We start from the raw sequence: 26,303 nt of genomic DNA, 5'->3' as shown, positions 1-26,303 counted from the left end.
CATTTATTTTTTATTTGAAACCATGTTTTAAATATAATTATTAAAGTCAATTACAGCATCATAACGCTTTAACTCTGCTGGCTCATAATGGTGAATAACCTCAATGAAAGTGAAGTTAGACGCAAACAAGTAATCATGAATCGCCTGAGAAGTTGCCTTATCCAATGAGGCATTAACTTCGTCCAGTAATAAAATTGGTCGTTTGGCTAAGATAGCCCTTGCCAGTTCAATTCGTGCTAACTGACCACCGGATAATTGATCCGCATTATCACCTAATTGGTAGTCAAAACCTTTTTCTTTAACCAGCTGTCCCAGTTCTAAATGTTCACACACATCTGTAACTTCTTCTTGCGGGATGTCGGCACCTAACGTAAGGTTAAACCACAATGAGTCGGCAAAGATGACTGCGCTTTGGCTTGAATATGCAAACAAATTAGTAAAAGTACCAGGTTTAACGGCCTTTTGATTAAGCAACTCTTCTTGTGCCTGACCATAATCGCCATACATTAAATATTGGAGCATGGTGGATTTACCAGAGCCAGATGGTCCAATTACCGCAACCTTTTGTCCTTTTGCAACTGCAAAATTAATTTGACTAGCTAATTCTTTATCCTGCCGTTTTAAAGTCAGATTTTTCACTTCTAATTGTTTAAAGTCAGCAGTAGCAACACCGTTTTGCGGTTTTTGCTCACCTTTAGCAATAAACTGATTGATCTTGTTAACGATACCCTTAGTGGTAGATAAATTGTTTCGTTCATTTAAAATTTGCAGGATAGGGTTAACAAAAGAATTAGAAAGCTGGGTGATGGCAAATAATGCTCCTAATGTTATCTGACCATTGACTACCAATAATGTCCCAAAAGCAAATGGTAGTAAAAATGCACTGGCAATCGCGATAATGTTAAGGTAGGTATTAGTATTATTATTCAGCACATTCATTTTGGCCAGTTTTTCTTCCAGACGTTCAACTGCACGCTTATTTTGCTTAACAGCATTGTCTTGCTTGCCGTATAAATTAAAAGTTCCAGTACCAGCTAAAATATTTTTGGTTTGGCTGACATACTTGTCGTTAGCCTTAGTCCAATCACCTGAAGCTTTTTGAATTGGTTTTTGGAAAAAGTTGGAGACGATTGTAGGGATTGCTGAGCCCACGAAATAAATCAAGGTAACAAACCAGTTTAAATATAAAGCATAACCCAGCGCCAAAATAACGGTATAGGCATAGATCAGAATTTCAATTTCAGCTTCATAACGATTAGTTTCTAATAACTTAAAGTCGTTAGTTAAAAAACCTAAATCAGAGCTGTCTTCTTCTTTATTTAGCAGCATTCCTTTCAGTACTTTAGATCTCAACTTAGTGTTAATTTGCTTAACGGCATCGGTTTTTAAGTAATTAAATAGTAAGCCTGAAATTAAGATTATAGTTAGCGCTACTATGATCTGCAGTATTAAAGAAGGTAAGACTGAAAATTGTCTCTTAGTTGCCATATTGATCAAATTACTAAGCATATAAGCAGCAAAGATATTTAAAGTACTGTATATCAAACCGAAAACATTGAGCCAAAAGAATTTTAAATGTGAATAGTTATGGTAAATCATTATTTTTCTCCCTCAGTTTTGTTAATAATTTTTTTCATTCATTAAAGATGATAAATTAATTAAACTTGAGAAGAACCGTGATTACAATACTATTTGACTAAGAGGTCATTATCAGTAAAGCAAGTGGAAAAAATTTTGTACTAAAATGCAAAGTCGCTTGGATATTATTTAGCAGTATTTATGTCTCATCAGTTTCTAAATTCATTGGTAATACCTATAATCATTTCAATTAATAATAATAAGTTCCATAAGACGCTTAAAGTAGCGGCAATGGTTGTCAATATTATGACCGGTGTCGTAAAGCCTTGAGATTCATACATGAACGCCGCCCCAGTCATAAAGACCAGGCTCAGAATATAAATTAACCAGTTAGCTATTTTATACATTTGGTGATCAGTTTTTACTACAATAAACTCATCACGCTCGTCTTCATCATCTTTATCTGTACCCACAGTTTTGGCTTTATAATAAAGATAAAAAGCAAAACTAATAGCAAAAACTGCATAAATAATATTTTTCGGTATATCGGTTTGCCTGCGGTGCTGCATAACCTCTAAGCTGATCAGCACTAACTCAAGAAGTGCTAATAATACAAAAAAGCACGCTGCGAAATAATATTTGATCTTTCTTTTCTTATTCTTCTTCATTTTCTACATATTCCTGTAAACAAAATAAGGTTTCAATATCGGTCCTAAAAACTTGCGCTAGTTTATACGCCAAGATGAGTGAGGGCTTGTATTTACCGTTTTCTACTGAGATAATCGTTCGTTCAGTGACATCCACTTTAGCGGCAAGTTCACGTTGCGTTAAGTGCAGCTTTTTTCTATTTTCTTTAACTAAATTTGTGATAATCTCACCTTCTTAGCAATGTGAAGTATACTTCATGTAGTTAGCTTCATATTATATTACAGTAAAAGAAAAAAGCCAAGTAAAAGCTTGGCTTTTATTCATGGTTATTTTTACTAATTAAAAGATCACTTATTAACTTGGTTTAATGACTTATGATCCCGTAAATATGAAATGAGATTTTGTGAAGCCTCAGCAGCAATATTCGTGCGAGCAGACAGTGTTCCTGAACCTGCATGAGGTGACAAAATCACATTATCTAGTTCACATAAAGCTTGTGGCACTTCTGGTTCAGTTTCATATACGTCTAAACCAGCTCCGGCAATGTCACCGTTCTGCAATGCAGCAATTAAATCATTTTGTTTAATCAGCTTACCTCGAGCAACATTGATAATATAAGCTGTCTTTTTCATTTGCTTAAATACTTGAGCATCGAAAACGCCTGTTGTAGAAGGAGTTGCCGGAGCGTGCAGGGTAATCACATCTGCTGTTTTAACAAGAGTATCAAAATCTACATAATGAACATTCTTTTTTGCTTCTTCTTGAGAACTTAACTGATGTCTGTTATGGTAAATGACTTTCATGCCAAAGACTTGGGCATACTTGGCTACTTCAGAGCCGATACGCCCCATACCGTATATACCAAGCGTTTTTCCCTGGAGTCCCGTCCCCATATTTTCCGGTTTAGAAACATCAACCCATTTTTCAGTGCGAATGGATTTATCATAAAAATGCAAACGTCTCATAGTTGCTAAAATTAGGGCAAATGTCATTTCAGCGGTGGGAATAAGAACGCTTTTAGGACAATTGGCAACAACAATTCCTTTTTGCTTTGCATAGTCAATGTCAATTTTGTCATAGCCAACGCCACTAGCAGAAATAATTTTCAAGTTAGTGCCGGCATCAATTAATTCACGGTCAGCCTGTGTTCCCATGAGTATCAGACCTTCATACTCAGATAGATGTGCTAAAACCCAGGCTCTACCTTCTTTTTCTGGTTTACGGGTCACAGCAAAGTTTTTTCTTAACTCCGTCAAACCAGCTTCTGGCATTCTTCCTGTTACCAAAACTTTTATATTACTCATATTCTAACCCTCCCTTAGTTTGTAAGCTTTTTTCTCTTACTTAATCATTATCTAAAAAACTTAAATTGAACTATCTTAGTACGGTTCACGTTAATGCTAATTATACTTTAGTATTTGTCGTTCATCAAAAAAGCCTGACAATATTTAACTCTTGTCAGGTATGTTTTCTGTTATATTTATTACTTGCCGTGGCACTCTTTTTTGGAAATGTGCGCAAGATTTTTAAAAAGACTAACAGTAACTACATATATAATTTGACCTATTTTAATGGTGCAATAATCTTTTTTAATTTTATTTATCTTGCGTCAACTTAAGAATTACACTGACCGCTGTTGTCGCAATAGCAGCTACAATTAACCAGCCAAGAGTATTCTGAGGTCGATTATATGCAATAACCGGGCCCATACTCCACAACTGATTGTTAGAGATAGCAACTGCAAAAATACCGATCACAACAAGCCACAAAACAATTGCTAACACAGTAGTTAGTCTTTGAACATTTTTCATTATTATTTTCTCCTGCCTAAAAAATTATTTTGACTATTTTTCTGAATAAATCATTAGGTTATATCCGTTTTATCACAAATTAGTAGCAATTTCCTTTAAAAATTTTTCTTGCTTATAATGGCGGGTTTAGTACTTTCATTTTAAATGAGTTAAATAATTAAGCAAAAATAATTTTAACTAAAAAAGGGTTCAAAACATAAATCATGCTTTGAAAAATTTGACTCTTATACAGTAATGTAATATCATAAAATTACCAAAAAGGTAATTTCGCGACATTGAGGATAGTACATGGAGATTTTGTATAAAAATAAAAAAGTTAAAAAGCAATGTACTTCAATAATGCGTGCTAAGAGAGACTTTCCTGAAAAAGATGCCAAAAAATTGATTCAGAGAATAGAGTTTATTAAAAATGTAGAAACTCTAGAAGATGTTATAAATAGTCCTAGATGTAATTTTCATAAATTAAAAGGAAATCTAGCTGATAACTACGCTATTGATATAAACGGAAGAAAAAGTCCATATAGACTAATAATTTGTATAGAAGGATATAATATTGAAGAAATATTTAAAAAATCAGATTGCATAACTCAAATTAGGATAATGGAGGTCAGCAAACATTATGAGTAATATAATAGAATATAAAGACTTAATTGCTTTTCATCCGGGTTCATATATAGAAGAAATCGTAGAAGATTTAAATATTACACAAGCAGAATTTGCCAATAGATTGGGTGTATCCGCTAAGTTGGTAAGCAAATTGATTAATGGGGAGGAAAACATAAGTGATTCCACGGCTAATAAATTAGCCAAACTAACAGGTATTTCTATGCAAAGCTGGTTGAATATTCAAGCAAGCTATTCTGCCAAAATGGCCGATATTGAAAATCAAAAGAACATTGATGAACAGAACATTGAAGAACAGAAAGTTTGTAATTATATTGACTTTTCGTATTTAAAGAAAAATAATTTCATAGAAAATAAAAGATATAGTATTCAAGATAAAATAAAAGAATTAAGAAAATTACTAAACTATTCCAATTTGTCTAAATTATTTGAATTCAATTCTTCAGTTAGCTATCGTAGATCTGAATCAAAAAATGAAGAAAAATCTATTGTATGTTCAAATGTCATGCTTGAGTTAGCTGCTAATAAGGCTAGAAACAAGACTAGTAATAAATTTAACAAATCAAAATTAGATCAAAAGCTTGATACTATTAAAAGCATGACTGTACAAGATCCAAAAGATTTTTATCCTAAATTAAAAGATACATTATTGGATTGTGGTATTGTTTTAGAAGCATTTCCAAATCTTCCGGGCGCAAGACTTAATGGTGCTATTAAAAAATTCAAAAATGGTAGTATACTTTTACTAATTACTGATAAAAATAAATATTCAGATATATTTTGGTTTTCTTTTGTTCATGAGTTAGGTCATATTTATCATGAGGATTTTTATTCAAATTATAAAGATATGGAAAAATATAATTTAAAGGAAAAGCAAGCTGATAAATTTGCAGAAAACTTCTTTATTCCAAAAAATAAATACCATAAGTTTCTTCAGAAAAAAACGTTTAATGTGGACTCAATTAAAAATTTTTCTGAAGAGTTGAATATTAGCCCTGGAATAATTGTGGGACGACTGCAATCTGATGGGTATATAGAGCATTGTTACTTTAATGAACTAAAAACTGAATACAAGATTTCGTTGAATAAAGCCACTTCATAATTCTCATAAGGTCATGTTTAATCCAAAAATAAGTAAATCAGTTGTTGTGCCAATACGCTATGCTATAAGGAACTTAGAAAAGGAATGGAGCAGGGCGCTACTTGGACTTAAGGGGGAGAAAATATAGCCGATGCTATTAGTATAGCTAATGATGCCATTGGCTCACTAGTTGTTAAATCTATTTATCATAAATCTTCAAAATTAGAAGATGTTAAGACTAATTCTAACGCGGTAAAAACTATTGCCATTGTGGACATAATTAAATATCGCAAATTGAACGAAAAAACAGTTTGCAAGAATGTATCTGTTTCTGAATATTTAGTCGAAATGGGTAAAAAAGAAAAGATTAATTTCTCGTAAGTTCTAATTGAAGCGTTAAAAGAGTATAGAAGCATCAGCTAAAACGCAAGTGACTTTTTATTTTTATGCAAAAAATCAATCCGAGAAGATCATTTTTACAGTTACAAATATCAAATTTAATGTGTGCACTATATGACAATTGTATTAATTAAAATCGGTATAACATAAAATTTATGTATAAAAAGCCCCAACGGACTTTAATATTTGCGTAAGAAAGCATTAGCCAATAATAAAACTTTCTATTTTATAAAACGTCTTAAATTTAAAGCTTTGAATTCCGTTGCTAACTGACTTATCAAAGTACTTGTTTTTGTTGAAAACTGCAATTTTAAGTTGAACGCCTTAATTGGCTTGATAGATACAATCCTATCTTCTTTCATATAACTCTTCAGATGTGTGGTAGGCTAAGTTTTTGCGGGGCAGGTTATTGCAACATTTCTCAATGCCATATCCTTTGCTTAAGCCAGTCAAAGGGTTTTGGCGTGCTAGATACTTATAAACAATTTCAGTTTTCAAAGTAATCGAATATTTAGTCATTAAAAAGTGCTTCTAATAGTCTGATTATTGTCTAACTATTATGAAGCACTTCAGCAATGAGGGATGCTATAAATATAGACAAAGTTCCATGTATTGGTTATACAATGTGGGCACCTATTGATCTTGTTTCTTTATCAACAGGTGAAATGAAAAAAAGATATGGTTTCATTTATGTTGACATGGATGATCTGGGCCACGGTACTCTAAAGCGAAGACCAAAAAAGTCTTATAAATGGATAAAACATGTTATAGAAACTAATGGAGAAGCCTTAGACGAAAAATAAGGATTTTAAGTTAAATTGAGTAAAAAATAAGTGTCTGGGAAAAAAGTGCTCTTTGAAGTTAAATTAAAAAATTTACAATTTAAAAAGACCGACAAATAAACGTTTTATTGACGTGATTTGTCAGCCTTTTTAGTTAGGTTAGAGTTTTTTCCCAGACTCTTTTAATGTTGTTAATTTTTTTGAGTTACTAACTGATTTTTATAAGTCGAACTTAATAGTTGTTATGCTTTGATTTCGAATATTTTTTCATAATCATCAAGTAAATCATCCCTAATTTTATTTAATTGGGAATCGATAAATAGATTTAGACTATTAAAGTCTTCATAATATTTTGCTTCATATAACAGCTTTAATAGTTTTTTGCGAGGTACCCTAGGATCTATTTTGTTCTTTACAAGTAATGGATGTGATTTTTGCCATGCTTTCTCTTCTTCCTCGGGGGTTTGAATCTTTAATTTTTTTAGCAATAACTCTTTAAACATAAACCTCGCCATTTCATCATCTTGTGGATTGCCCTTAGCTTTTATACCATGCATTTTATCTTTTTCTATCGTTTCTAGGAAGCACGTAGTCTGTTTTTTATTTAAATAAGCTCTTTCATATACTTTTTGCATCCACATTGGCTTAGGCACCATATCTGTTGTATACCATTGTATAGCCATATTACCAAGAAAATCATAACCATTTCTTCCATAATGACCATCACTGTCAATAAATATTAAAGCATGCAAAGCTATATGTTCAAATAAATCGCAATAAACCAGCCTATCTTTAGCTTGATATTTAAAATCATACTTAAGTGACCAATATAGTTTCGATTCGCTAAATTTGGATGATTAATTTCCGTAATATGATGAATATACAATCCTTCATTTTCACGGCTGTATTTCCCTCGACTTATCGACTTTATTTCTCCATTTAAAAATCTGTAATAAGATTCTTTGGTAAATTGTAAAATAAAGTTGAACACTTGCCCTGATTAGAAAATGAAAAAAGTCCATTGGACTTCTCTGATAGAATGTAATTACCAACCTAATTCTAGAAAGAAGTTACCAATGAACTCCCTTAATTCTACCATATCTAGTCACCAAAAGGGCCAACATCTTGCTTTGCAAGACCGCATAATTATCCAAGTTTTACGCAGCCAATACCAGGAACACTGGCACGAAGTCTTTAAGACCATTACCACCGATAATGGTTCTGAGTTTGCGGATCTAGCCCAGTTAGAAGAAGCAGCGCAGACGCTGGTCTACTACGCGCACCCCTATACTTCTTGTGAGAAGGGCGGGGTTGAGCGGCACAACCGGTTAATTCGGCGCTTCATTCCTAAAGGCAAGTACATCAAGGATTATGACTTAAGGCAAATCTATGGCATTGAGGAATGGTGCAATAACCTGCCCCGCAGGATCTTAGCCTACCACACCACCCGCGATGAATTATATGAAAGAAGATTAGATTGCATCTATCAGATCAAGTAGGGTGTTCAACTTAAAATTGCAATTTTCGAAATATTTTCCTTTCAATAAATAATTATTAAAAATAAAAAGTGTGTACACAACACATAATAACCTTTTTGTTTTATTTTTCATGATTACTCTTGCTATTATATAATTGTATATTATATTGTAAATGCTTTTTATATATAAATTTTATTACGTTATACCATAAAAAATTTTAGCTATATATCTTTAAAGTGTATGAAATTTAAGAACTAATTTTTATCAAAAAATAACATATAAAATACGGTTTATTCTTATAATTATCAAAATATAGTTTATGCTTAATATGTTACTTAAATAAATTTTTGTTGAACGCTGAAACAGCAACTGAAGTTATGTTATTACCAGAAAGTCCTAGAATTGTAACATTAAAATTTTTGATTGGACTGACAGGCTTGAAAAATAACCATACTCCTTGCAATTTATACTCCCACTTTTTTATTATTTCAATCACCCCTTTCTGGGAACCGACAACAGCATTTTAAGTAAAAATGCTATAAAAATTGCCTAGAAAGCCTGTAGAGCACTGTTAGTAACAGCTTTAATGTGCTATAGTAATTTATAAGAATTTATTAAGGCCTTAAGGCTTTTTTATAATTAATTTAGGAGGAAAATATGCCAGAAATAATAAAAGAAACAGGAGAAAAGAAAGTAGCAGTGGATAAGTCACGTAATAAGACATGGTTTAAAAAAGAATTTTCTGCTAGTACATTACTTTTTTGGATTAAGGGTTCAGTGGCAGTTGACTATAGATTTGTTAGAATAGTGGAGCAAAATACAGTATTGGGGCTCCTTCCGGCTGGTAAACATAAACAAAATATTCCCTTAAAAAACATATCTGATGCTTCAATTGACACATCTTACTCCATTAAAGACTTCATTTTTGGTGTGATTATAGCAATGATTGGATTAGGAATGTTCAACTCTGATACAGCAATCGGTATTATTGTCTTATTAATTGGTATCGGCATCTTTTTAAATGGTATTATGACTAAATTATCAATTGAAAAGGGTGGCTCAGCATACGAAATATCCGTACCATTTTACAACAAGCAAAACATGATTGATATTCAACATGCTATTGAGGAAGCTTTAACAACAGACATAGATAAAACAGACCAAAGCTTATACCATCACCGTTTAACTGAAGATGATATGGACGAAGTAAAATAACAATTTAAAAGTTTTAAAATATAAAATAGATAAAATCTGCGTTTATCACTAAAGTAAACATAGGTTTTATCTATTTTTGTTATATCTATTTATACCTAGACATAAGCCTCTTTTTGTAAATTGTACATCTTACGATAATCAGCATTAGTTCTGATTAATTTTTCGTATGTATCAAAGCCTAAGATACTAATATTTTCACTCACTACAGCGATTTTTTTACCTTGATTAATTTGAAAATTCAAATCATGCAAAAATTCATTTTAGGAAACGGATAAACAAATGAAACGTGCTCCAGTTTAATTTACATATTCCACTCTAAATGATGTGAAAAAGGAAGAAATCTCGCCATTTAGCAGTTATTCTTACTTCCTAAACCAAACAATCACCAAATGATTATTTGGTTTTTAGATGTTGATTTATCAACGTTTTTAAAAATATGTATGCAAATTTTTTAAATAAACCAAACGATTATCAAACGATTTTAATTCTCAAAATATATTACAATCCATTTCGTCATAAACTTACTTTTATGCACTTTTACCCCAAGGCAAATTCCTCGATATCATATATTTTGTTCCTGGTCCTTTTCCAGATCTTTCAATTAAGCCTTTGTTTATCATATCATTTAATATTTGGTGTCCTTTCCATTTACTAGAATATAGGTGTCCCAAATCTTTATATGTTACAACAACCTTATCATTTAAGAGACTATACGTTTCTTGACAATCCTTAGGAAGGGGTTTAATTACATCATCAAACGTAGTCCTCCATAGTGCTCTTGTTATTTTGAATTTTTTATCTTTTCTGTCTTTTCGGTAAAGACCGATTCTTTTGAAAAAGTGTTTATTATCCTCTTCAATTACCTCAGGTTCTTCATTTTGCTCCGCATAAAAAGCTTTATAATTTTGGATATCTACCAAGTTTAAATCTGTGAAATCAAATCCATCTAATGTTTCTGCACTATCATCGCCATAAGCGTCTCTTAGTATTGCTTTAAGATCTTCAGAATTTACTCGTTTATCACCAGTTCCTACACGTTTGAAAGAATTCTTTTGGTCTCCGTTTATATATATAGGCCGTTCCTTAAAAGGAGCTCTTGGTATATAAACCTCTATAATTTTTACTTTCGAAGTAACTTCTTTAACTTGAACATTTTTTTCTTCAATAACATTCGGATAAAGCTTTCTAGGATTATTAGAAGTATCAAGAATATCCTTAATCATGGTTTCAGGATTCATTACTCCAGTAGCTTTATATCCCTTTACATTTCCATTTTCCTTTATTTCAGTGAATCCCAAATAGATAGTCCCGCCATCAGTATTAGCAAAAGCAGATACAGTCGGCCACATATCTTTTGGAACACTTTTCTTAGCCCTTTTAAATTCAGTATGCAAGTCTTCTTTTTTATTTTTCATAAAGCCCTCAAATAAACTAACAAATTTATTTAATAGATACTAACCTTTGATGTGTTTTATCAGAACTATAAAAGCACAACTATTTCTTACTTAGTGTATCATATAAAATAACCCTGTAATAAATTCTATTAATAGTTATTTGGTTTCTATGCTATTCCAGTGACTACATCTTTCTTACAGAACAAAAGAAAACTTATCCTTTTATTGGTATATTCAGATGTATCTAGTAGTTTGCTTTTGACATATTCATTAAACTATATCTTAACTTATAAACTATCAGATAAAATTTCTAATGGGGCTTTACTATTGCACTTCAGGCTATATGTCTGCCCCAGATTGACACTCTCTACAGTCTGGCACAATAAGCAATGCTCATATTAAAATGAGATACTTAAATAGAAATACCAATGAATCCGTGATACCCAAACTACTAAAGAGCGCTAAAGATAGTTGTCAACCATTCTTCACTCGGATCAGTGTTTAATTAAATTTATAATATTACCTAGTTATTTTGTTAATTTTAACAAACTTGTTGTTTTTAGAAATAGATCGTCAACGATAATATGCTAATATATAGAACAATTTTCTTAGTTCTTCTGTTACTAAAATTATCGGTGCAAAATAATTAAATTTTGCACCGATAATTTATTTATTACACTGCTTTAGTCATTGGCAATATAGCGACTTGCCTTTCCTTTGCCTACTAAACCTATTTTTCTTTCTTTGCGCAACCTAGCTAAAGCATGCTTAATGGTACTTTCACCATATTGAGGCACTAAATTCATTAGTTCCTGTCTAGATAACGGCTTTAAACTATTAATAATTTTATTCAATAGCAATGATTCCGGATTCTTTTCCATATCACTAGTGATGTCAATTCGTGAATCTAATTCACGGTAAGCTTTCAAAACGATACTCAAAAAGTAGTCAACATATGGTTCATAATCGTTTTCATTATTAATCCATGCTTTACCTGAACTTTCTAGCAAAGTCCGGTAATATTGCGCCTTAGTTTTTTCAATTAAACGTTCCAAACTAATATACTTACCAACTTCGAAACCTAATTGTTGTAATTCAAGTAGCATTAACAAGCGTGACATTCTGCCATTGCCATCTCTAAATGGATGAATTGATACAAAGTCCAACATAAATGCTGCCGCCAGTATTAATGGCGGAAGAGAATTATCACAAATTGCATCATTATAAGTTTCACATAAACTTTGGACTAATTTGGGTGTCATCCAAGCTGGTGGTGGAGTAAAGCGAGTTTCTTTATGACCATCTGCAAAGGTAGTAATAATTTCATTATCAATGTCCTTAAATTGACCGCCCCAGTTGCTTTCAGTAAAATCGAACAATTGTTTATGCAATGCCAATATATTATTGGGTGTAATCTTGATATATTTATAATTATCATGAATTACTGCTAAAACATCACGATAGCCAGAGATCTCTTCTTCACTCCGATTTTTCGGAGTCGTTTTTTGATCCATTAATTTCTTAAGCCGTGCATTACTTGTTGCAATTCCTTCAATTCGATTGGATGAGTCTGTACTCTCAATCTTTGCGACCATCAATAACTTATCCATTGTGTCTTTCGACTTTAAGGAGATATGATCCGTTTTACCTTTAAGCTCATAGATCAGATTTAGTTTTTCAATCATTTTCGTGGTTACTTTCAAACCATTTAAAGTTTGATAATCAAAAACTTTCAAAGTATTACGTCTCCTTTATAAACTAGTTTCTTCTTACATATTTTATACTAAGTATCAGTGCATTTAACAGTTTATCAGTGCAAAATTTAATTATTTTGCACCGTAAATTTGTTTATTGCACCGAAAAATATTTATTACTACACAAAAAATTAGCCTTAACTTATCTGCGTAAAATGCTAATAAGTCAAGGCTAATCAGATCAAATGATTCTTCTGAATAAGACTATTACTCTAACTGACATTGCCATATAGTCATCTGGTTTTTATCTTTTTAAAGAAATGAAAGGCGGACATAAAAAATAAGATAAATACTAAATACGAAATTAATATTCCCCATGTTAATGAAAAAGTAGTGTTTAAGGAATGCTCATTCATATTTGTAATTATTTTCAGTCCTAATGCGGTAGTCTTGATACCTGAACTGTTAATACTAAACAGCTCTATAATATAATCAATCATAAATGCAACCAGATATATACTACTTCCAGCATCAAAGGCTTTATAATAATTCATGATTTTTCACATCCCTTTTTTAAAACGAAGATTAAAATAATTAACAAAAAGAAAGTTTATGTATAGTAACCTGATTTTTACTATAAAAGATGTCAGAAGAACTACAGCATTTGCTATAAGCTAAAAAATATAGTTTCATCACACTACCATAAGCTTTCGTTACAAAAATCCTAAAATAAATAAAATGAAAGCCCATTGGCATTATTAACCCATATAACACGTTACTAGTTATAAAATTTGTACCAACTATTATTTATAAATTTATATTTATTTAATAACAGCATTAAACAATTCTTAAATCAACAAAATTGCAATTTTCGGCAAAAAATAAAAATGCTAAAAAAGGCTAAAACAAAATACTTGTCTTAAATGGTCTAATTTTCCCACTAGTCAAGGTTTTTAACATCAAAATGTCTATTTTAAGACTATAATAAAAACTTTAATGTACAAAAATGTTATTGTATAAGTAATACGCTTAGTTTTAATTTAAAAATAGCATTTCTTTACTACCTTCAATTAAAAAGACTATCTTCCAATTAAAATCAGAAGATAGTCTTTTTTCTAAATCTTAAATACTAATTATTTTGCTTTGTTAATTTTTGAATTAACAAATCTTTTCTAGCCCCATCAACTATACGGTAATTTGATTGCCATAATGTTTTACTCTTACCAATTTGTTGAGGATTTGTATCTGTATCAAAGGTATTTTGAACTAATCTAGTTCCTACTTTTTCCCATACTTCAACTGGATCTGCCGCCCACTGAACATCTTTTTTGCCCATAGAAAGCAATGCCCGGAATGCTCCAAAAATAGGCATTAAAAATCCAGAAGAAATATCATATTTTATTGGTTCTCCAGTAAAGTCAGTTTTCAGATTGCCCTTATTATCAACACCACGAACTGCCCCAAATTTAGACTTTTTCCCATCCTCTTCTTTAAATTGATTATATTTATCACTCATTTCTTTTTGTATAGTTTCATATAATCGAACAAGTGTTGGAATTTCTTTCGCTAGTTGCTTATAAATATTAGGATTGTTATCGTACTCATTTTTGTAGTCTTTAAATACTGCAGCCTTCCCCGAATATGAAGAAATAGGAACTTGACTATCATCCGGGTACCTTTTTATATTAAAAGCAAACATTAGTTTCAGAATATTAGCTATTGGAATCGGTTTATTATCATTGTCTTTATATGCTACTTTATCTGCATATGGCTCATTTTGTATGGCGTCTTTAATAAAACCAAATTTATTATCTAATTCAAATAGAGAAATATCGCTAACCTGAATAGATGTATTTCTAGCATCGGCTAAGGCTGAAACATCCAAATTATCTCCAACAACTATTTCGAGTCTAACAAATTTATCTATATCATTAGGCACATATTCTCTATTTTCAATAATAGCAGTATAAGTATGTCCTCCATCTAATAAGCCATAACGATGTATGTCGTCATCAAAGTCAACAGTAAGCATACCCGTAGAATTATTGAATACGACACTCTTAGCTGTCATTACAATTCCTCGATTATTTATATCAAAGCTACTATCGGGATCTTTGACTGCCTTAATCAATTGCTTTGCAACAGACGTTGTCATTTTAGGCTTTCTTGGATTGACTTCTAATGAAAAATCATCAGGCAGATCTTTGAAATTTACCCAAGCAAAGTAAGTCCGAATATCTGGATCTGATGGGGATTTAATTGTTCTAACAGATTCAACCTTGAATCTACTCATATTATTTTTAGTCATTTTTATGACCTCCTTTTTTATTAGGTTTGAGCATATTTGCTAAACCTTGATTATTAGTATATCATTAGTTAGCAAAAAGACAAGGAACCATGGTTCCAAATTATAGAAATGTGTATGGCTAATTATGACTGCAAAGAAAAAGCTTCAAGAAAATATAATTGAAATTGGGAAAATAATAAAATCCCATAGAAAATCTCTTACAACAAAAAATACTTCTCGTGATTACTTTATTAGTGATCGTATCTCAATGGGACTACTGCCAGACGGTTGGATATCAGAAAAAACTCTATCAAATATTGAAAATGGTAGGAATCTTCCTAGTTTAATTACCTTAAAAAAATTATCAATTGCATTAGAAATTGATTTTATAGACTTAGTAAAAGAAATCGAAAAATATTTATATTAGTAAATAAACGCATAATTTCAAAAGTTGTGTTTATTACTGAATTTTATGTAGCCTCTAAAATTAGCAGTGTACTTTATTAAATTATTGCTAAAGATTCATATCCATTCTCCTTCACGGAGTTAAAAAGCAAACCAAATACTTTCTTTGGACAATCTATTATTTACTTTTACAGAAAAAATGGTCACTCACCTAGAACATATAAAATGATTACGAACGCTTATGAAATTTAACTCATAAATAAAATAGAGTTCACATCATTAATCTCAATTGTCTGTTTGAACTATTTCCGTTAATTGTTTGTATATATCTTCCCATTTAACAGAGATGTACTTCTTAGTTTTAGGATTCTTTGGCACAATTTCATGATCTGCAAACAAATTTAACTGTTCGCTATGTTCTCGCGCTACCCCAATTGGCTCACTATTTTCTACAATGGAATCAAAGGTATATTCTGTTCTCTGAACTTTATTTTTACCTACTGGTTCCCATTCACTAAAAATAATAGGACTGCCAGTCGCAGTTTTACGTGTCAACGCATCCCCTTGCACCATATTAGCAGAAATAATTACATTAGCACTTCTTAACACTTTTTGATTCTGTTGCTCTAGCTTAACTGTGCTGAAGTAAATGTCTCTAAAAGTATTAGTCATATTAATAACTAACATTTTTACATTGTCTTCCATTAATTCAATTCCATATAATGTAGATAAAACTTGCAAAAATCTATTTTGCAAATCTTTTTCGGTGTTAGCCAGTGATTTTGCATACAATAATTTACGCTTGAGTATTTCAACTAAAAATGCTCCCTCACCTGCTGAGGGTTCAAGGAAAGTAGCAGTTAATGAATTCACTTTTTCTTTTACTTCTGGTTGATCAAGCATGAAGTCTACAGTCTTTTTTGGTGTAAAAACTTCACCTATATCTTTTACCCGATCAACAGATTTAATGATTTTTTCTGGCATATTCAATACCCTGAGAGCTTTTTTCACCATTCATATATCTGAACTCTTCTTTCATCATTTCATCGCCTGAACTTTAGTTTCAATAAAGTTAATTTCATCCTTTGTAAGACTGTATTTTTTATATAGTTGTTGATCAATTTCAGGGATTTTTCCTGACCAATCAATATCAGATTTTGAAGTAAAGTCTTGCATTGGAACTAAACGCCATTTATCAGCATTATTATCTTGTGTAACTTTCAAAACTCCTAACATTGTTCTAGCAAATTTAGATTTAATATACTTCATTAAGTTTTCTGCTTCAATCCGTTTCGAAAATGCACCAATACCAATAAAGCTTCTAGTATATCCAATTAGGGGTGCTCCAATTAGGGGTGTGCTTAAAACCTCACCAAGTGCACCTGAACCATTTGATTTTGGAACTAATACTTTATATTTATATAAATTTTCATGATCAAGATTTAAGTATTTCTGATCAACATATCTAAACAAACGCTTATTATTAATTAGACCAATTATCTTTATCTGATTTTCATTTTCCCTATTTTTAGTAAATATTGAATACTTACTAAAAATATTACTTTCTAATCTTTTGTCTTTCCTAGGTTTATCAGGGAAAACCGAATTTAACATGTCTAAATTAAATTTGTTCTGAACATAGATTATGCTAGCCAATCCATTATCTTTAACATATGGTACTACCTTTTTTAAAATATCATTTAATTCTGAATACGCGGTAAAGGTTCCAATAGGCCCTAATTCAGTGGTTTTATCATGTAAAACTATTGCTACCCCGCCTTTTATATCCGTATGTGGAAATATTTCATTACTATTTTGCTTATATAAAACAATTCGATTGTGAACATCGGTTAGCATCTTTTTATTCCATTCTTTAGGAGTACTGCCAGCATTAAATAAATATCTTCCCGGAGTAATTAAAGTAAATATGTCAGCTAATTTATATGATAAATTTACAAATAGATGGTATATAGGTTCATCTCTAGTGCTACTACCATTAGACTCTTGCTGATAAGGTGGATTACCAATCACAACATCAAATTTCATATTCCCAAATAGTCCCCTTATTTTCTTTGCTTCATCATTAACATTTTCTTTAGCATCTTGTACAATATTTTCTACATATTCTACATTAACATACCAATCATCATGATAGCCGATTAATGTTCTTTTTGCTATTTCCTTAGCCATTGGAGTTTTCGCTACCAAGAATATATTTTCTCTTAAGATTCTTTGCCATAACAGCAACTCATCTTCAAAGTTAAATTTACCAGCATTTTGGTCATTCATTTTTTTGAACTCACGCCAATATATGGAAGTAACCATATAGAGTGGGTATAAACCAGTTTTAGAGTTAATTTCCAAAATATGTGCATCTCTATTTAAGACTTTATCTGTGTACTCAGTATCAATCCATCTTCTAACTGATTCACCATTTTCGTACGAGTATTGATAATTGTTATCATAGAATGATAAACCACCAATAGTCTTACCCAAGTGCATATTAACAACACGCCATGGGGTCAAAACAGTTTCTTTATCAGGATTTCTAAAGGTGCTAAATATATCCGCAATCTTTTCAACCCGTTCTAATGGATCTTCTTTATCTAATTCCTTAACTTGACGACGAATAATTTTACCTGCTTCAATAAAAACATCTGCATCATAGTACTTAATGAACTTATTGAAGAGTTCCTTGGTAATACCTTTAGGCATGAATTCTTTCCAAGAGACATCGTCAATATTGTTAACAAATTTTCTAATTGAAACGTCTTCATCAAACTTTATATTCATTCCATAGATCATCATGGGAATTCTGATTGATATTCCACGTAGAATAGAGATCATTGTTCGACGTTGTTTCTTTAACTCTTTAACCTTATCAATAGCAGCTTGTTCTTCTTCTGAACGCTCACCAATTTTTTTCTTCTTAGCCTTTTCAGCCTTATCATACTCTTCTTCATCTAATCCTTGATGATTAACATCAAACGTTAATGGCTTTTTTTCTTTCTTTGTAGTGCCAATAATTCCTTTAAGATTATTGAAATTTTTTAAGTCAGCATCCTTAATTAAAAGTAATTCATCACTATAGATAGAATCATCATCGAAGCCTGTTCTAACTGCCTTTTCTGCATAAGCGCGCTTAATCTTAGATAGCAGACTATCGACCTTAAATGGTTTCATTTGTTGATTACTTTCACCAATAATTGGTAAAAAATGCATCAACTTTTCCATCTGCTCTCTTTGTTCTTTCTTTTGAATTTTTCCAGCTCCAGTAGCTAAACTAGTTGATTCTGCCATAACCGTTAAAGCTCTCTCTGGTGCGAAATCAAAGATATAGCAATTTTCTTTTTTCCCAAATTCAGGTGATGAATATGGTGTTTGTGCTCTAAAGGCAGCTTGAAGATATTGCATAGCACTGCTAGTATTGGACAAGAATAATACTCCTGTCCATTCAGGAATAGTAGCACCTGTAGTAAGTTTCCTAACAGTAAGAGTTATAGTCTTCTTACCTTCTTTATCAGCCTTAGCAATAGCTTCATTTTCGGATTTTGCATCAATATCAGTACCCATTTCAGTATCTGACTTATCGTTTCTAACTATGTTAAGAATGTTGTATTCCGTACCAAAAATGGGATGTTGCTTTAGTAAATTTTCTAGAGCATTAGCTTCTTTAATTCCCGGCATAATCCACAAAGTATGACGCAACCTATTTCTAAATTTACGTGATGAAAATGGATAGTTAGTTATCCCTGGATTAGTAATATTGTCTAAAAAATGCTTAACATCATTTTCGTAAACAAAGTTACCTTGTTTATTAGTTCTAAAAAATTCCTTAAAGTTGAAAAAGCATTTATCAAAACCTTCACCAGTGAAACGGGGGTCCCTAAAGTGCTCATTCATTTCAAAGGTATACATTGAAACTTTAGGTAAATTCGCATATGGGTTTTCTTTCCCTGGATTATCCTTATCCCAATTATCTTTGGCTTCCTGCTCCATAGTATAGTCCCAAGTGAAAATATGATCTTCATCATAATCAGAAATAATATTGAACGGCGTACCTGACAAATCTAATTCCTTTGTATGCTTTTTAACAAGCAGGCTTAAAATATTTTTTGTTAGTTCAGTCTGAGTTCCTTCATGGGCTTCATCTACAATAACTAAATCCCAATCTACAGCAAATAGGTCTTGATTCTTATCAGATACTTTACCACCTATAGCTTTTGAGCCTGCTAAATCTTGAATACTGGCAAAATATATGTACGAATTACCTGATTTTTCTAAATCAGAAATATTTTTATGTCCTTTTTTCTTAGAGCCATAAATATAGCCAGCTTCTGGCATTCCTATCTTATTAAAGTCATCAAACCAGCCATCATCAACAACAGGACGATGAGTAATAATCAAAACTTTTTTATACTTTTCTTCTTTGACTAGCTCTAAAGCGGTCAAAGTCTTGCCAAAGCGCATCTTGGCATTCCAAAGCATCTTTCTCCCAGAATTAAAGCCTTTTATAGTCTTTTTAACTGCTCTATTTTGTTCAGGACGTAATACTATTTTTATTTTAGCTTGTGAATCTACCCCATCAAGACTATCTTTATTTTCTTTAACAGCTTTAATAGCCTTTTTAGCTGTTTCTAAATCTGTTTCAAACCATTCATTTCCAGCTAAATCCTTGCTATGTTTAATTCCTGATCGTTCAAGTACATGGTGAACATCATGATCAGAGAACCACCAACCATCAGACTTTCGGTAAGCTAATTCAGCCCATTCTAAATTAGCGTGAATACCTGAAGTCTTCATATATTGATTAATTCTTTTCTTAGCCCATGAGCGTAAATAGGGACTGTTGTCAGAATTATCTTCTGCAAGATCACCTACACCAGTTTTTCCGATCTTTTGACTATTTGCATAAACCTGAAACTTACCAGATGAATTATCTGCCGTTTGAATATAAATTAAATTCTTTTCAGCATTGGATGGTTGTAATGTTGTAGTTTGATACAGGTATTTTGACTTTTCAGGCTCGTTAAAATTTGTTGGGTCAATTTTTTCATCATAAAATGAATCAACAAACCATACACTTAATGCATATAATTGCTTCAAACCTTTCAAAGCTTCCTTTTGAGAAACATTATCTAAAGTATGAGCTGCCAGATTACCCGGCCCCTTTATATCATAAAAAATTCGTAATGCATAGTCATCAATATATGCACCCTGTCTAAGCCTTTTAAGAAGACTGTCAAAAGTTTCACGATCACCTATTTTAAGAAACTTTTGATCAGCAACATCCCTGGCCATATTTTCTGCAATTACTCGAACTGAAGTAAGCACACCTGGATAAATTCCCATGGCATAACTCAATTCTGCTTGAGTTGCTCTTGTATAATATTGCCTTGTTAATGCATCCTGATTAAGAAATTCAAAATTACTTTCCATATCTATATCCTGTACTCTTCTTGATCTAATAACTTAATTATACAAGACACACAATACAAATTCACTCAAATACACAAAAAAGCCTTTCAATAAAATTTTTTTGAAAGACTTCTCATCTCTTCTGAATGCTGACTAGAGGATCAGAGTTTTTGGTAAACAAAACCTTTTATATCAATGATTAAGCCAACTTAATAACTAGATCGTGTTCCGTAATCTGTTCGTAAATCAGCTTACCCATAACTGATTCATCTTTTGCTCTATATCCTGAGACAAACCAACATAGGTTTTCATAAACATATTTAATGAGTGTCCCATTTTTTCAGCTGCCCAAGGATATGACATTTCGGGTGTGCTTGCTAATTGGGTACAAACTGTGTGCCGAAAAGAATATAGACTCATTTGCTTACCCTCATCTTCAATTGAAAGCTTAGTGCAAATTTCTTTTAGCATATCGTTAATACTCTTCTGACGTACAGGTTGATAATTACTAGATCGTTTATAATCATGCAAGCTTAAGAAAATTAAATCAAGCGGATTACTTAGATTGTATTCTGTTAAGAATTTTTTTTGCGCAACTTGATATTTTTTTACTTGTATAATTACACTTTCGGGGACAGGCAACAATTTCCTACAATAACCTTTTGGTCGAGCTTTCAATGAACCATTAAACGATTCTGTGTAATCTGACCAACTATCATTTATACTAAAAGTCCAATAACCATTTTCGTGCACAATATCAGAGAATTTTAAAGCCTGCAGTTCACCAACACGCATGCCAGTGTAACTCTCAATTAGTATTGCTAATTTACTGCCATTCAACTGAACTGGGTTATTTTGCAAATCCGTCATTATCAAGTTCCTAATTTGCTGTAATTCAGACTTCGTAAAAATACGCCATTCTTGTGGTACCGTAAAATCACTTTGTTTGAAAAATACTTTTAAAGCATTTTCCGGAACAGGATTTTCTTTAATAATTTTGCCTTCAAGTGATTTAAAATAGTTCCGCAGATGAACCAGGATTTTGGCAATATTTGAGGAACGGCTGACTGTGGCATGGTGTTGTTTAACATAATCATGAGCATAACTTTCGATCAATTGGGTAGTTATTTGTTTAATTTGAGCATTTTTAAAATACTTTTTAACAGAGTTAGCAGTATTTTGCCATGAGCTCAAGGTAACTGGACTAATTGACTTAGCACGCTGATCAACATACCGCTGGAAATCTTTAGCAAAAACTACCGTAGAATCACTGGGATTGAGTCCATCTTCGTATTCCTGCCACATTTGACGTTCAATTTTAACTGCGGCTTTCTTAGAACCTGCATATTGGACAGGCCAACTAATACGTTTACCCGTGACACTATCGGTAGGTTGGATTCTTATTTGATACTTGTTACGATTTTTGCCTTTCATTACTTTTTTAATCATAGATATCTACCTTTCCAAATCAAAAGGTAGACACACGGCATGGGTATTTATTCCCCACACATAGTCTACCCTTTTTTTGCTATTTAAACCAAGTTTTTTCTTGGTGATATCCCGCTTTTAGCAACCAACTAGTAACTTCATCTAAATTGTAATATGCTCGCCCGTGGGGCAGTTGATGATAGGGCATCCCTGACCTACGCAGTTTATACAATAAGGGAGCACTAATATTTAATTCCTGACATAATTGCTTGCCATTTAATAACAATTTTCCCATATCAATCATCTGCCTTTCTTAGATTATTTACACAATAAGTTGGTATTTCCAGACCTAAAGGGCAATAGAATAGCCCATTATCAGCAATTACTTTCTTGCCAACTAATTTTTGATAATCGATTTTTTGATATTCATCTGATTCAAAAATTACTATTTTGAGTGGATTACAATTTTCATCGATGCAATCCTTAACTAAACATAACAATCCTGTATTTTCGTAGTACCAATTGTCGTCATCATCTACATTAAGTACCCTACCAATACCCTGAGCATATAGTTCATGCTCGGCTAGGTAGTCATAGGGAATGCCGTGATTAAAATCATCGTAAGTTATGATACATTTCATAATTTAAGCTACCTTTCTAGCAGTCTTTCTTTTTCTTTGACACTGCACTATAATTAGATTGAATTTATTATTTGAAAGTTAGGCAAATTTTTGTGGTTTTTGCTTAGCTTTTTTTCTTTGCTTTATTTTTCTTCTGATTTGTGAAATCAACTCAGGAGTAACCTTAATGGGCTTAATTCTCCGTAACAGTTGGTCAATCGTATCAACCCGAGTATCTTTCACTGAATCGATATTTCGGTAAAAAGTCAACGGATCATACGGGGTAGTAATGATAATTTTCTCTGCATTGAGTTTCTTATCGTGGTATCTACTAGGTGCTGCCTTATCGTGCTGGTAAGGATCAAGCATTCGGAGAAGGTCGCTAAACTCGAAATCATTTGGTCGCAAGTCATTAATAATAATGAAATGTTCGCCTTTATATTCTTGGAAATGGTCTCTTGAACTACCCAGCGTGACATATTTTTTATCTTTAAAAATGTACTCAGCCAAGCGGGTTTTCCCGACACCTGACTTACCGTGAAGCCAGAGAGTTGTCATTTTATGATTTTTGAAGTCATGTAGCCATTGCTGGTGTGTTTGATTGGCTAGTTCGGAGTCAATTCGATCGATAAGTTGTTGATGACTAGCAACACCATAGACCCCAAGCTCTTCGGTTAATTGCTCGCGGGTAATCTGTTGTTCGGAATAGCGCCTAATCTGTTCCTTTTCATATTTGGGACTGAGTTTGATTTTCTTCCTTATTTTTTCCATCCTGGCTGGAAAGTCAAAGGAAGCGACTACTTCAGAATCAGGATAATGATACTTGCCATCACTATCAGCGTCTTCAGTTTCATGAATCAGGTAAGAATAAGCGTTATTAATGCGACCGCGCCATACCTGCACATATTGGGGATTATCATTAAATAAGCTGGCTACACTAGCAATGGTCTGAGGATTCTCATACTTAAGAATCACATGATAATGTGCTCTTATCGGTTGCCCCCTATTATCCACGTCCTTATTATGATTAATGTAAGCCCACTCTAGCGCACCTGACTTGTCCAATATCTTAGATAATCTGGATTCTTTAACTTGCAAATGTTGCGAGTCTTGGACAAACATGAATTGACGGTATCTTCTATCGACCATAGGCATCAACTTCTTTCTTATTGTATGCAGGTAGTGCACAGTTGCACACATTAAGCCATTTAGATAACAAGCCCGTAAAATGGCTTAATGGTAGAGGCTAAGCAGCCCCTGCACAGTTTGATTCTGTAGTTTTTCATCAGGCAGCTCTCTGCCGCCCCTTCGCTGACGCGAAAGCGGCAGAGCTGCCATTAAGCAGTAAATTTGGTTGCATGCAGGCAATAGAAACTACTGTTTTCCATTGGTTCGACACTGGAAAATGTATAGTCAGGATTGGCCTGCTTAATCCACTCAGCAATATCGTTCATTTCATTATTCAGGATTTGCTTGGCTTCCTGCCTATCTGGTATAAGGATCCATACAGTTATGCTATCTTTTCTGATGTCTACAAACAGTTCTTTAAGACTCTCATTAAAAGACCCTATTACGGAATTTTTTTGTTTTGTTTGTTTTTCATCATTTAATATGGTCAAAGGTTCTCTTCTGCAAAATTGCCTTAAATTATAGGTTTGATCAATCGAATCAAAATAGTTGCTCAAACTATTACCTTTTTGGTAATTAAAAATCATTATTATAATTATAACTAGACAAAGTGTTGCTAACTCGCCAATAGGACACATCTTAGGCTGCAAATTATTAAAAAAAGGATATAGCAAATTTAAAAATAATGTGTTTTTAATGAGTCTAAGTAATGAAGAAAATTTAAGCACAATTGCCATAATTACTACATATCCCAGAATTAATACTGGTAGAAAGTATCCTAATTTTAAACTGAACCTTGGTTGATTCTTGTTAAACATAATTTTTCTCTTCTTTCTTCTGATAATAAGTAGGTGCTAGGAATGGAAGCACATTGTATGGATGTTGGTCATCTATTACTTGGATTATACCTGTACCTTTTTCTACCGGGATCACAATTCCCGTTGGGTCAAGATCAGGGAAAAGGAATTGAGTCGTCTTGCTATTAATGTTTCCTAATTGCACCAAAACGTTAAACTGTTCTCTGACCGATGTTGGGATAGCAGTATGGTCAAGGCGTTGACCACAGACGATCAGATGAACATTAGTTGCACGACCCAGCAAAGCAATTTGCGATAATAATGCAAAGAACGAATCCTTAATTTGCCGGTTAACGCCCTCGGTTAGCGCTAGAACCTCATCTACCACAATCGTGACGGGGCGAAAGTGCTTGCTAGCATCGCTGTATAATTCGGCTTGCCTGTGATAGATAGTGTTCAAAGCTCCTTCTAAATGCTCATTCACGTTAGACACATAATCGGATTTAGAAGAATTAGAATTAGGGAAAACTGCCCTAATCGAGTGATCCCTAGCCCAGCGACTGGGCTGGTCCCGCTTAGGATCGATCACAATTAGATCAGAAATCCACAACAATGCAGATAATAGATAGGAAAGGAAATAGCTTTTTCCTGCTCCAGAGTTGCCCGCAATTGCGATACTGGTAACATTCTGATAATTAAGCGAGAAATCTTTCATTAATGGGATGACGTTCCCCTTCTTACTTTCATCACGATCAGAAAAGTAATCATCCAGTCCTGCAATAATAAGTCGTGTGGATGTTCCCTTCATCCACGGGAAAAACAGGCCTCGTTTAATTTCCAACGGCTGTCCATATAATGGTACGAAGTAGATACCATTTTGCTTTAACACCGTGTAATTAGGGTACAGCGCCGCATTTGCAATCTGATAGATACGTTGATAGAGACTATCATCGAGCACGAAGCCCGCGGGCATCCTAGGGACGAAGATGAAGCCATTTTCTTTAATTAAGATATCAAAGCTGTTGGTATAGGTGGTTTCCCCTTCAACTCCAAGTGCCATGTTGAGACAACGCGTTAAGTATTGTTTTAATTGAGCCATTATTTTTCTACCTCCTTTAAATCAGTAGCACGAAAGTAAACTTTGTGGTGTACTTCACAAGCCTCTAATCCTTCTAGCTTAACCTTAGATAAATAAGGTGGCAGGCTAACCTTACTTAAAAATTTAACTTGAAATGGTTGTTCGCCTTTAATACTAAACCAGGCTCTATAGCCGACAATTTCATTTGTCGGTTTGCTAGTTGTGCCTTTATCTTCCCATTTATATTGCGGTTCTAACTCCGGGCTGAGACTGATAACATCTTTCTTTTCGTTAATATAAAAATTAGCTAAAACTGTGGAATAGCCATTTTTTAATTTTGATCTCATAATGAGACTCCTTTCTGGCAATTTCTGCCATTAATTAAAAAATATTTAGTGCAAACTGGATTTCAGTTTGTAATTTTAGTTTAGCTTCTTG

24 protein-coding genes and 2 pseudogenes are annotated in these 26,303 nt (G+C 32.7%); 6 read left to right on the top strand and 20 right to left on the bottom strand.

Annotated elements, in window-relative coordinates:
* Positions 1 to 27: 27 nt before the first annotated feature.
* The 5 genes from H3U49_RS07070 to H3U49_RS07050 all read right to left on the bottom strand — a co-directional run bounded on the left by H3U49_RS07070 (position 28) and on the right by H3U49_RS07050 (position 4,037).
* Positions 28 to 1,599 (bottom strand): ABC transporter ATP-binding protein, encoded by a 1,572-nt coding sequence (locus H3U49_RS07070; protein WP_198180748.1) that lies wholly within the window; start codon positions 1,597 to 1,599, stop codon positions 28 to 30.
* Positions 1,600 to 1,787: 188 nt separating this feature from the next.
* Positions 1,788 to 2,246 (bottom strand): hypothetical protein, encoded by a 459-nt coding sequence (locus tag H3U49_RS07065; protein WP_198180747.1) that lies wholly within the window; start codon positions 2,244 to 2,246, stop codon positions 1,788 to 1,790.
* On the bottom strand, positions 2,233 to 2,448 hold the full coding sequence (locus H3U49_RS07060) for a helix-turn-helix transcriptional regulator (protein ID WP_198180789.1): 216 nt from the start codon (positions 2,446 to 2,448) through the stop codon (positions 2,233 to 2,235). Before H3U49_RS07060 ends, H3U49_RS07065 begins: the two co-directional genes overlap by 14 nt.
* A gap of 125 nt (positions 2,449 to 2,573) precedes the next feature.
* Positions 2,574 to 3,530, bottom strand: coding sequence for an NAD(P)-dependent oxidoreductase (locus H3U49_RS07055; protein WP_198180746.1), 957 nt, complete (start codon positions 3,528 to 3,530; stop codon positions 2,574 to 2,576).
* A gap of 291 nt (positions 3,531 to 3,821) precedes the next feature.
* Positions 3,822 to 4,037, bottom strand: a complete 216-nt coding sequence (locus H3U49_RS07050; protein ID WP_198180745.1) for a hypothetical protein — start codon at positions 4,035 to 4,037, stop codon at positions 3,822 to 3,824.
* A gap of 288 nt (positions 4,038 to 4,325) precedes the next feature.
* On the opposite strand from H3U49_RS07050, the gene H3U49_RS07045 reads away from it, so the two are divergent.
* Together H3U49_RS07045 and H3U49_RS07040 are read left to right on the top strand one after the other, a co-directional pair.
* A complete protein-coding gene (locus H3U49_RS07045) occupies positions 4,326 to 4,664 on the top strand; it encodes a type II toxin-antitoxin system RelE/ParE family toxin (RefSeq protein WP_198180744.1) in 339 nt (112 codons plus the stop codon).
* Positions 4,657 to 5,763, top strand: coding sequence for a HigA family addiction module antitoxin (locus H3U49_RS07040; protein ID WP_198180743.1), 1,107 nt, complete (start codon positions 4,657 to 4,659; stop codon positions 5,761 to 5,763). Before H3U49_RS07045 ends, H3U49_RS07040 begins: the two co-directional genes overlap by 8 nt.
* A gap of 726 nt (positions 5,764 to 6,489) precedes the next feature.
* Here H3U49_RS07040 and H3U49_RS07035 read toward each other — a convergent pair.
* Positions 6,490 to 6,660 carry a hypothetical protein gene (locus H3U49_RS07035; protein WP_198180742.1) on the bottom strand — a complete coding sequence of 57 codons (171 nt, stop codon included), beginning with the start codon at positions 6,658 to 6,660 and terminating at the stop codon, positions 6,490 to 6,492.
* Between the two features lie 53 nt (positions 6,661 to 6,713).
* On the opposite strand from H3U49_RS07035, the pseudogene H3U49_RS07030 reads away from it, so the two are divergent.
* A pseudogene (locus H3U49_RS07030) lies at positions 6,714 to 6,944 on the top strand (family 1 glycosylhydrolase); the annotation flags it as partial.
* A gap of 221 nt (positions 6,945 to 7,165) precedes the next feature.
* Here H3U49_RS07030 and H3U49_RS07025 read toward each other — a convergent pair.
* Positions 7,166 to 7,675 (bottom strand): hypothetical protein, encoded by a 510-nt coding sequence (locus H3U49_RS07025; protein ID WP_198180740.1) that lies wholly within the window; start codon positions 7,673 to 7,675, stop codon positions 7,166 to 7,168.
* 405 nt (positions 7,676 to 8,080) lie between these two features.
* Between H3U49_RS07025 and H3U49_RS07020 the strand changes: the two are divergent.
* Positions 8,081 to 8,422 (top strand): annotated as a pseudogene (locus H3U49_RS07020) (IS30 family transposase); the annotation flags it as partial.
* 636 nt (positions 8,423 to 9,058) lie between these two features.
* Positions 9,059 to 9,616, top strand: coding sequence for a hypothetical protein (locus H3U49_RS07015; protein ID WP_198180739.1), 558 nt, complete (start codon positions 9,059 to 9,061; stop codon positions 9,614 to 9,616).
* A 95-nt stretch (positions 9,617 to 9,711) separates the two neighbouring features.
* Here the strand turns inward: H3U49_RS07015 and H3U49_RS07010 are convergent, their stop codons facing one another.
* The 4 genes from H3U49_RS07010 to H3U49_RS06995 all read right to left on the bottom strand — a co-directional run bounded on the left by H3U49_RS07010 (position 9,712) and on the right by H3U49_RS06995 (position 15,012).
* Positions 9,712 to 9,867 carry a hypothetical protein gene (locus H3U49_RS07010; protein WP_198180738.1) on the bottom strand — a complete coding sequence of 52 codons (156 nt, stop codon included), beginning with the start codon at positions 9,865 to 9,867 and terminating at the stop codon, positions 9,712 to 9,714.
* A 276-nt stretch (positions 9,868 to 10,143) separates the two neighbouring features.
* Positions 10,144 to 11,031, bottom strand: coding sequence for a helix-turn-helix domain-containing protein (locus H3U49_RS07005; RefSeq protein ID WP_198180737.1), 888 nt, complete (start codon positions 11,029 to 11,031; stop codon positions 10,144 to 10,146).
* Positions 11,032 to 11,693: 662 nt separating this feature from the next.
* Entirely contained in the window at positions 11,694 to 12,746 is a 1,053-nt protein-coding gene (locus tag H3U49_RS07000; protein ID WP_232347645.1) for a Fic family protein, read from the bottom strand.
* Between the two features lie 1,087 nt (positions 12,747 to 13,833).
* Entirely contained in the window at positions 13,834 to 15,012 is a 1,179-nt protein-coding gene (locus H3U49_RS06995; protein ID WP_198180736.1) for an AIPR family protein, read from the bottom strand.
* A gap of 124 nt (positions 15,013 to 15,136) precedes the next feature.
* Between H3U49_RS06995 and H3U49_RS06990 the strand changes: the two genes are divergently transcribed.
* Entirely contained in the window at positions 15,137 to 15,418 is a 282-nt protein-coding gene (locus H3U49_RS06990) for a helix-turn-helix domain-containing protein (RefSeq protein WP_198180735.1), read from the top strand.
* A gap of 263 nt (positions 15,419 to 15,681) precedes the next feature.
* Here H3U49_RS06990 and H3U49_RS06985 read toward each other — a convergent pair whose 3' ends face one another.
* The 9 genes from H3U49_RS06985 to H3U49_RS06945 form a co-directional block, all read right to left on the bottom strand.
* Positions 15,682 to 16,380 carry a DNA methyltransferase gene (locus tag H3U49_RS06985; RefSeq protein ID WP_198180734.1) on the bottom strand — a complete coding sequence of 233 codons (699 nt, stop codon included), beginning with the start codon at positions 16,378 to 16,380 and terminating at the stop codon, positions 15,682 to 15,684.
* A 54-nt stretch (positions 16,381 to 16,434) separates the two neighbouring features.
* Positions 16,435 to 20,835: an Eco57I restriction-modification methylase domain-containing protein gene (locus tag H3U49_RS06980; protein WP_198180733.1), complete on the bottom strand. Its 4,401-nt coding sequence runs from the start codon at positions 20,833 to 20,835 to the stop codon at positions 16,435 to 16,437.
* A 225-nt stretch (positions 20,836 to 21,060) separates the two neighbouring features.
* Positions 21,061 to 22,263: a tyrosine-type recombinase/integrase gene (locus H3U49_RS06975; RefSeq protein WP_198180732.1), complete on the bottom strand. Its 1,203-nt coding sequence runs from the start codon at positions 22,261 to 22,263 to the stop codon at positions 21,061 to 21,063.
* 79 nt (positions 22,264 to 22,342) lie between these two features.
* A complete protein-coding gene (locus H3U49_RS06970; RefSeq protein ID WP_198180731.1) occupies positions 22,343 to 22,537 on the bottom strand; it encodes a hypothetical protein in 195 nt (64 codons plus the stop codon).
* 1 nt (position 22,538) lies between these two features.
* Complete coding sequence (locus H3U49_RS06965) at positions 22,539 to 22,883, bottom strand: hypothetical protein (protein ID WP_198180730.1); 345 nt, start codon at positions 22,881 to 22,883, stop codon at positions 22,539 to 22,541.
* 78 nt (positions 22,884 to 22,961) lie between these two features.
* A complete protein-coding gene (locus H3U49_RS06960) occupies positions 22,962 to 24,011 on the bottom strand; it encodes a Rep family protein (protein WP_198180729.1) in 1,050 nt (349 codons plus the stop codon).
* Positions 24,012 to 24,199: 188 nt separating this feature from the next.
* Positions 24,200 to 24,808 (bottom strand): hypothetical protein, encoded by a 609-nt coding sequence (locus H3U49_RS06955; protein WP_198180728.1) that lies wholly within the window; start codon positions 24,806 to 24,808, stop codon positions 24,200 to 24,202.
* Positions 24,801 to 25,886: an AAA family ATPase gene (locus H3U49_RS06950; protein WP_198180727.1), complete on the bottom strand. Its 1,086-nt coding sequence runs from the start codon at positions 25,884 to 25,886 to the stop codon at positions 24,801 to 24,803. Before H3U49_RS06950 ends, H3U49_RS06955 begins: the two co-directional genes overlap by 8 nt.
* Complete coding sequence (locus H3U49_RS06945) at positions 25,886 to 26,212, bottom strand: hypothetical protein (RefSeq protein WP_198180726.1); 327 nt, start codon at positions 26,210 to 26,212, stop codon at positions 25,886 to 25,888. The genes H3U49_RS06950 and H3U49_RS06945 overlap by 1 nt, the downstream gene beginning before the upstream one ends.
* Between the last annotated feature and the right edge of the window lie 91 nt (positions 26,213 to 26,303).

This window comes from Lactobacillus sp. W8174 (assembly GCF_016100975.1).
GTDB classification, from domain to species: domain Bacteria; phylum Bacillota; class Bacilli; order Lactobacillales; family Lactobacillaceae; genus Lactobacillus; species Lactobacillus juensis.
This window is presented reverse-complemented; position numbering and strand designations above follow the sequence as displayed.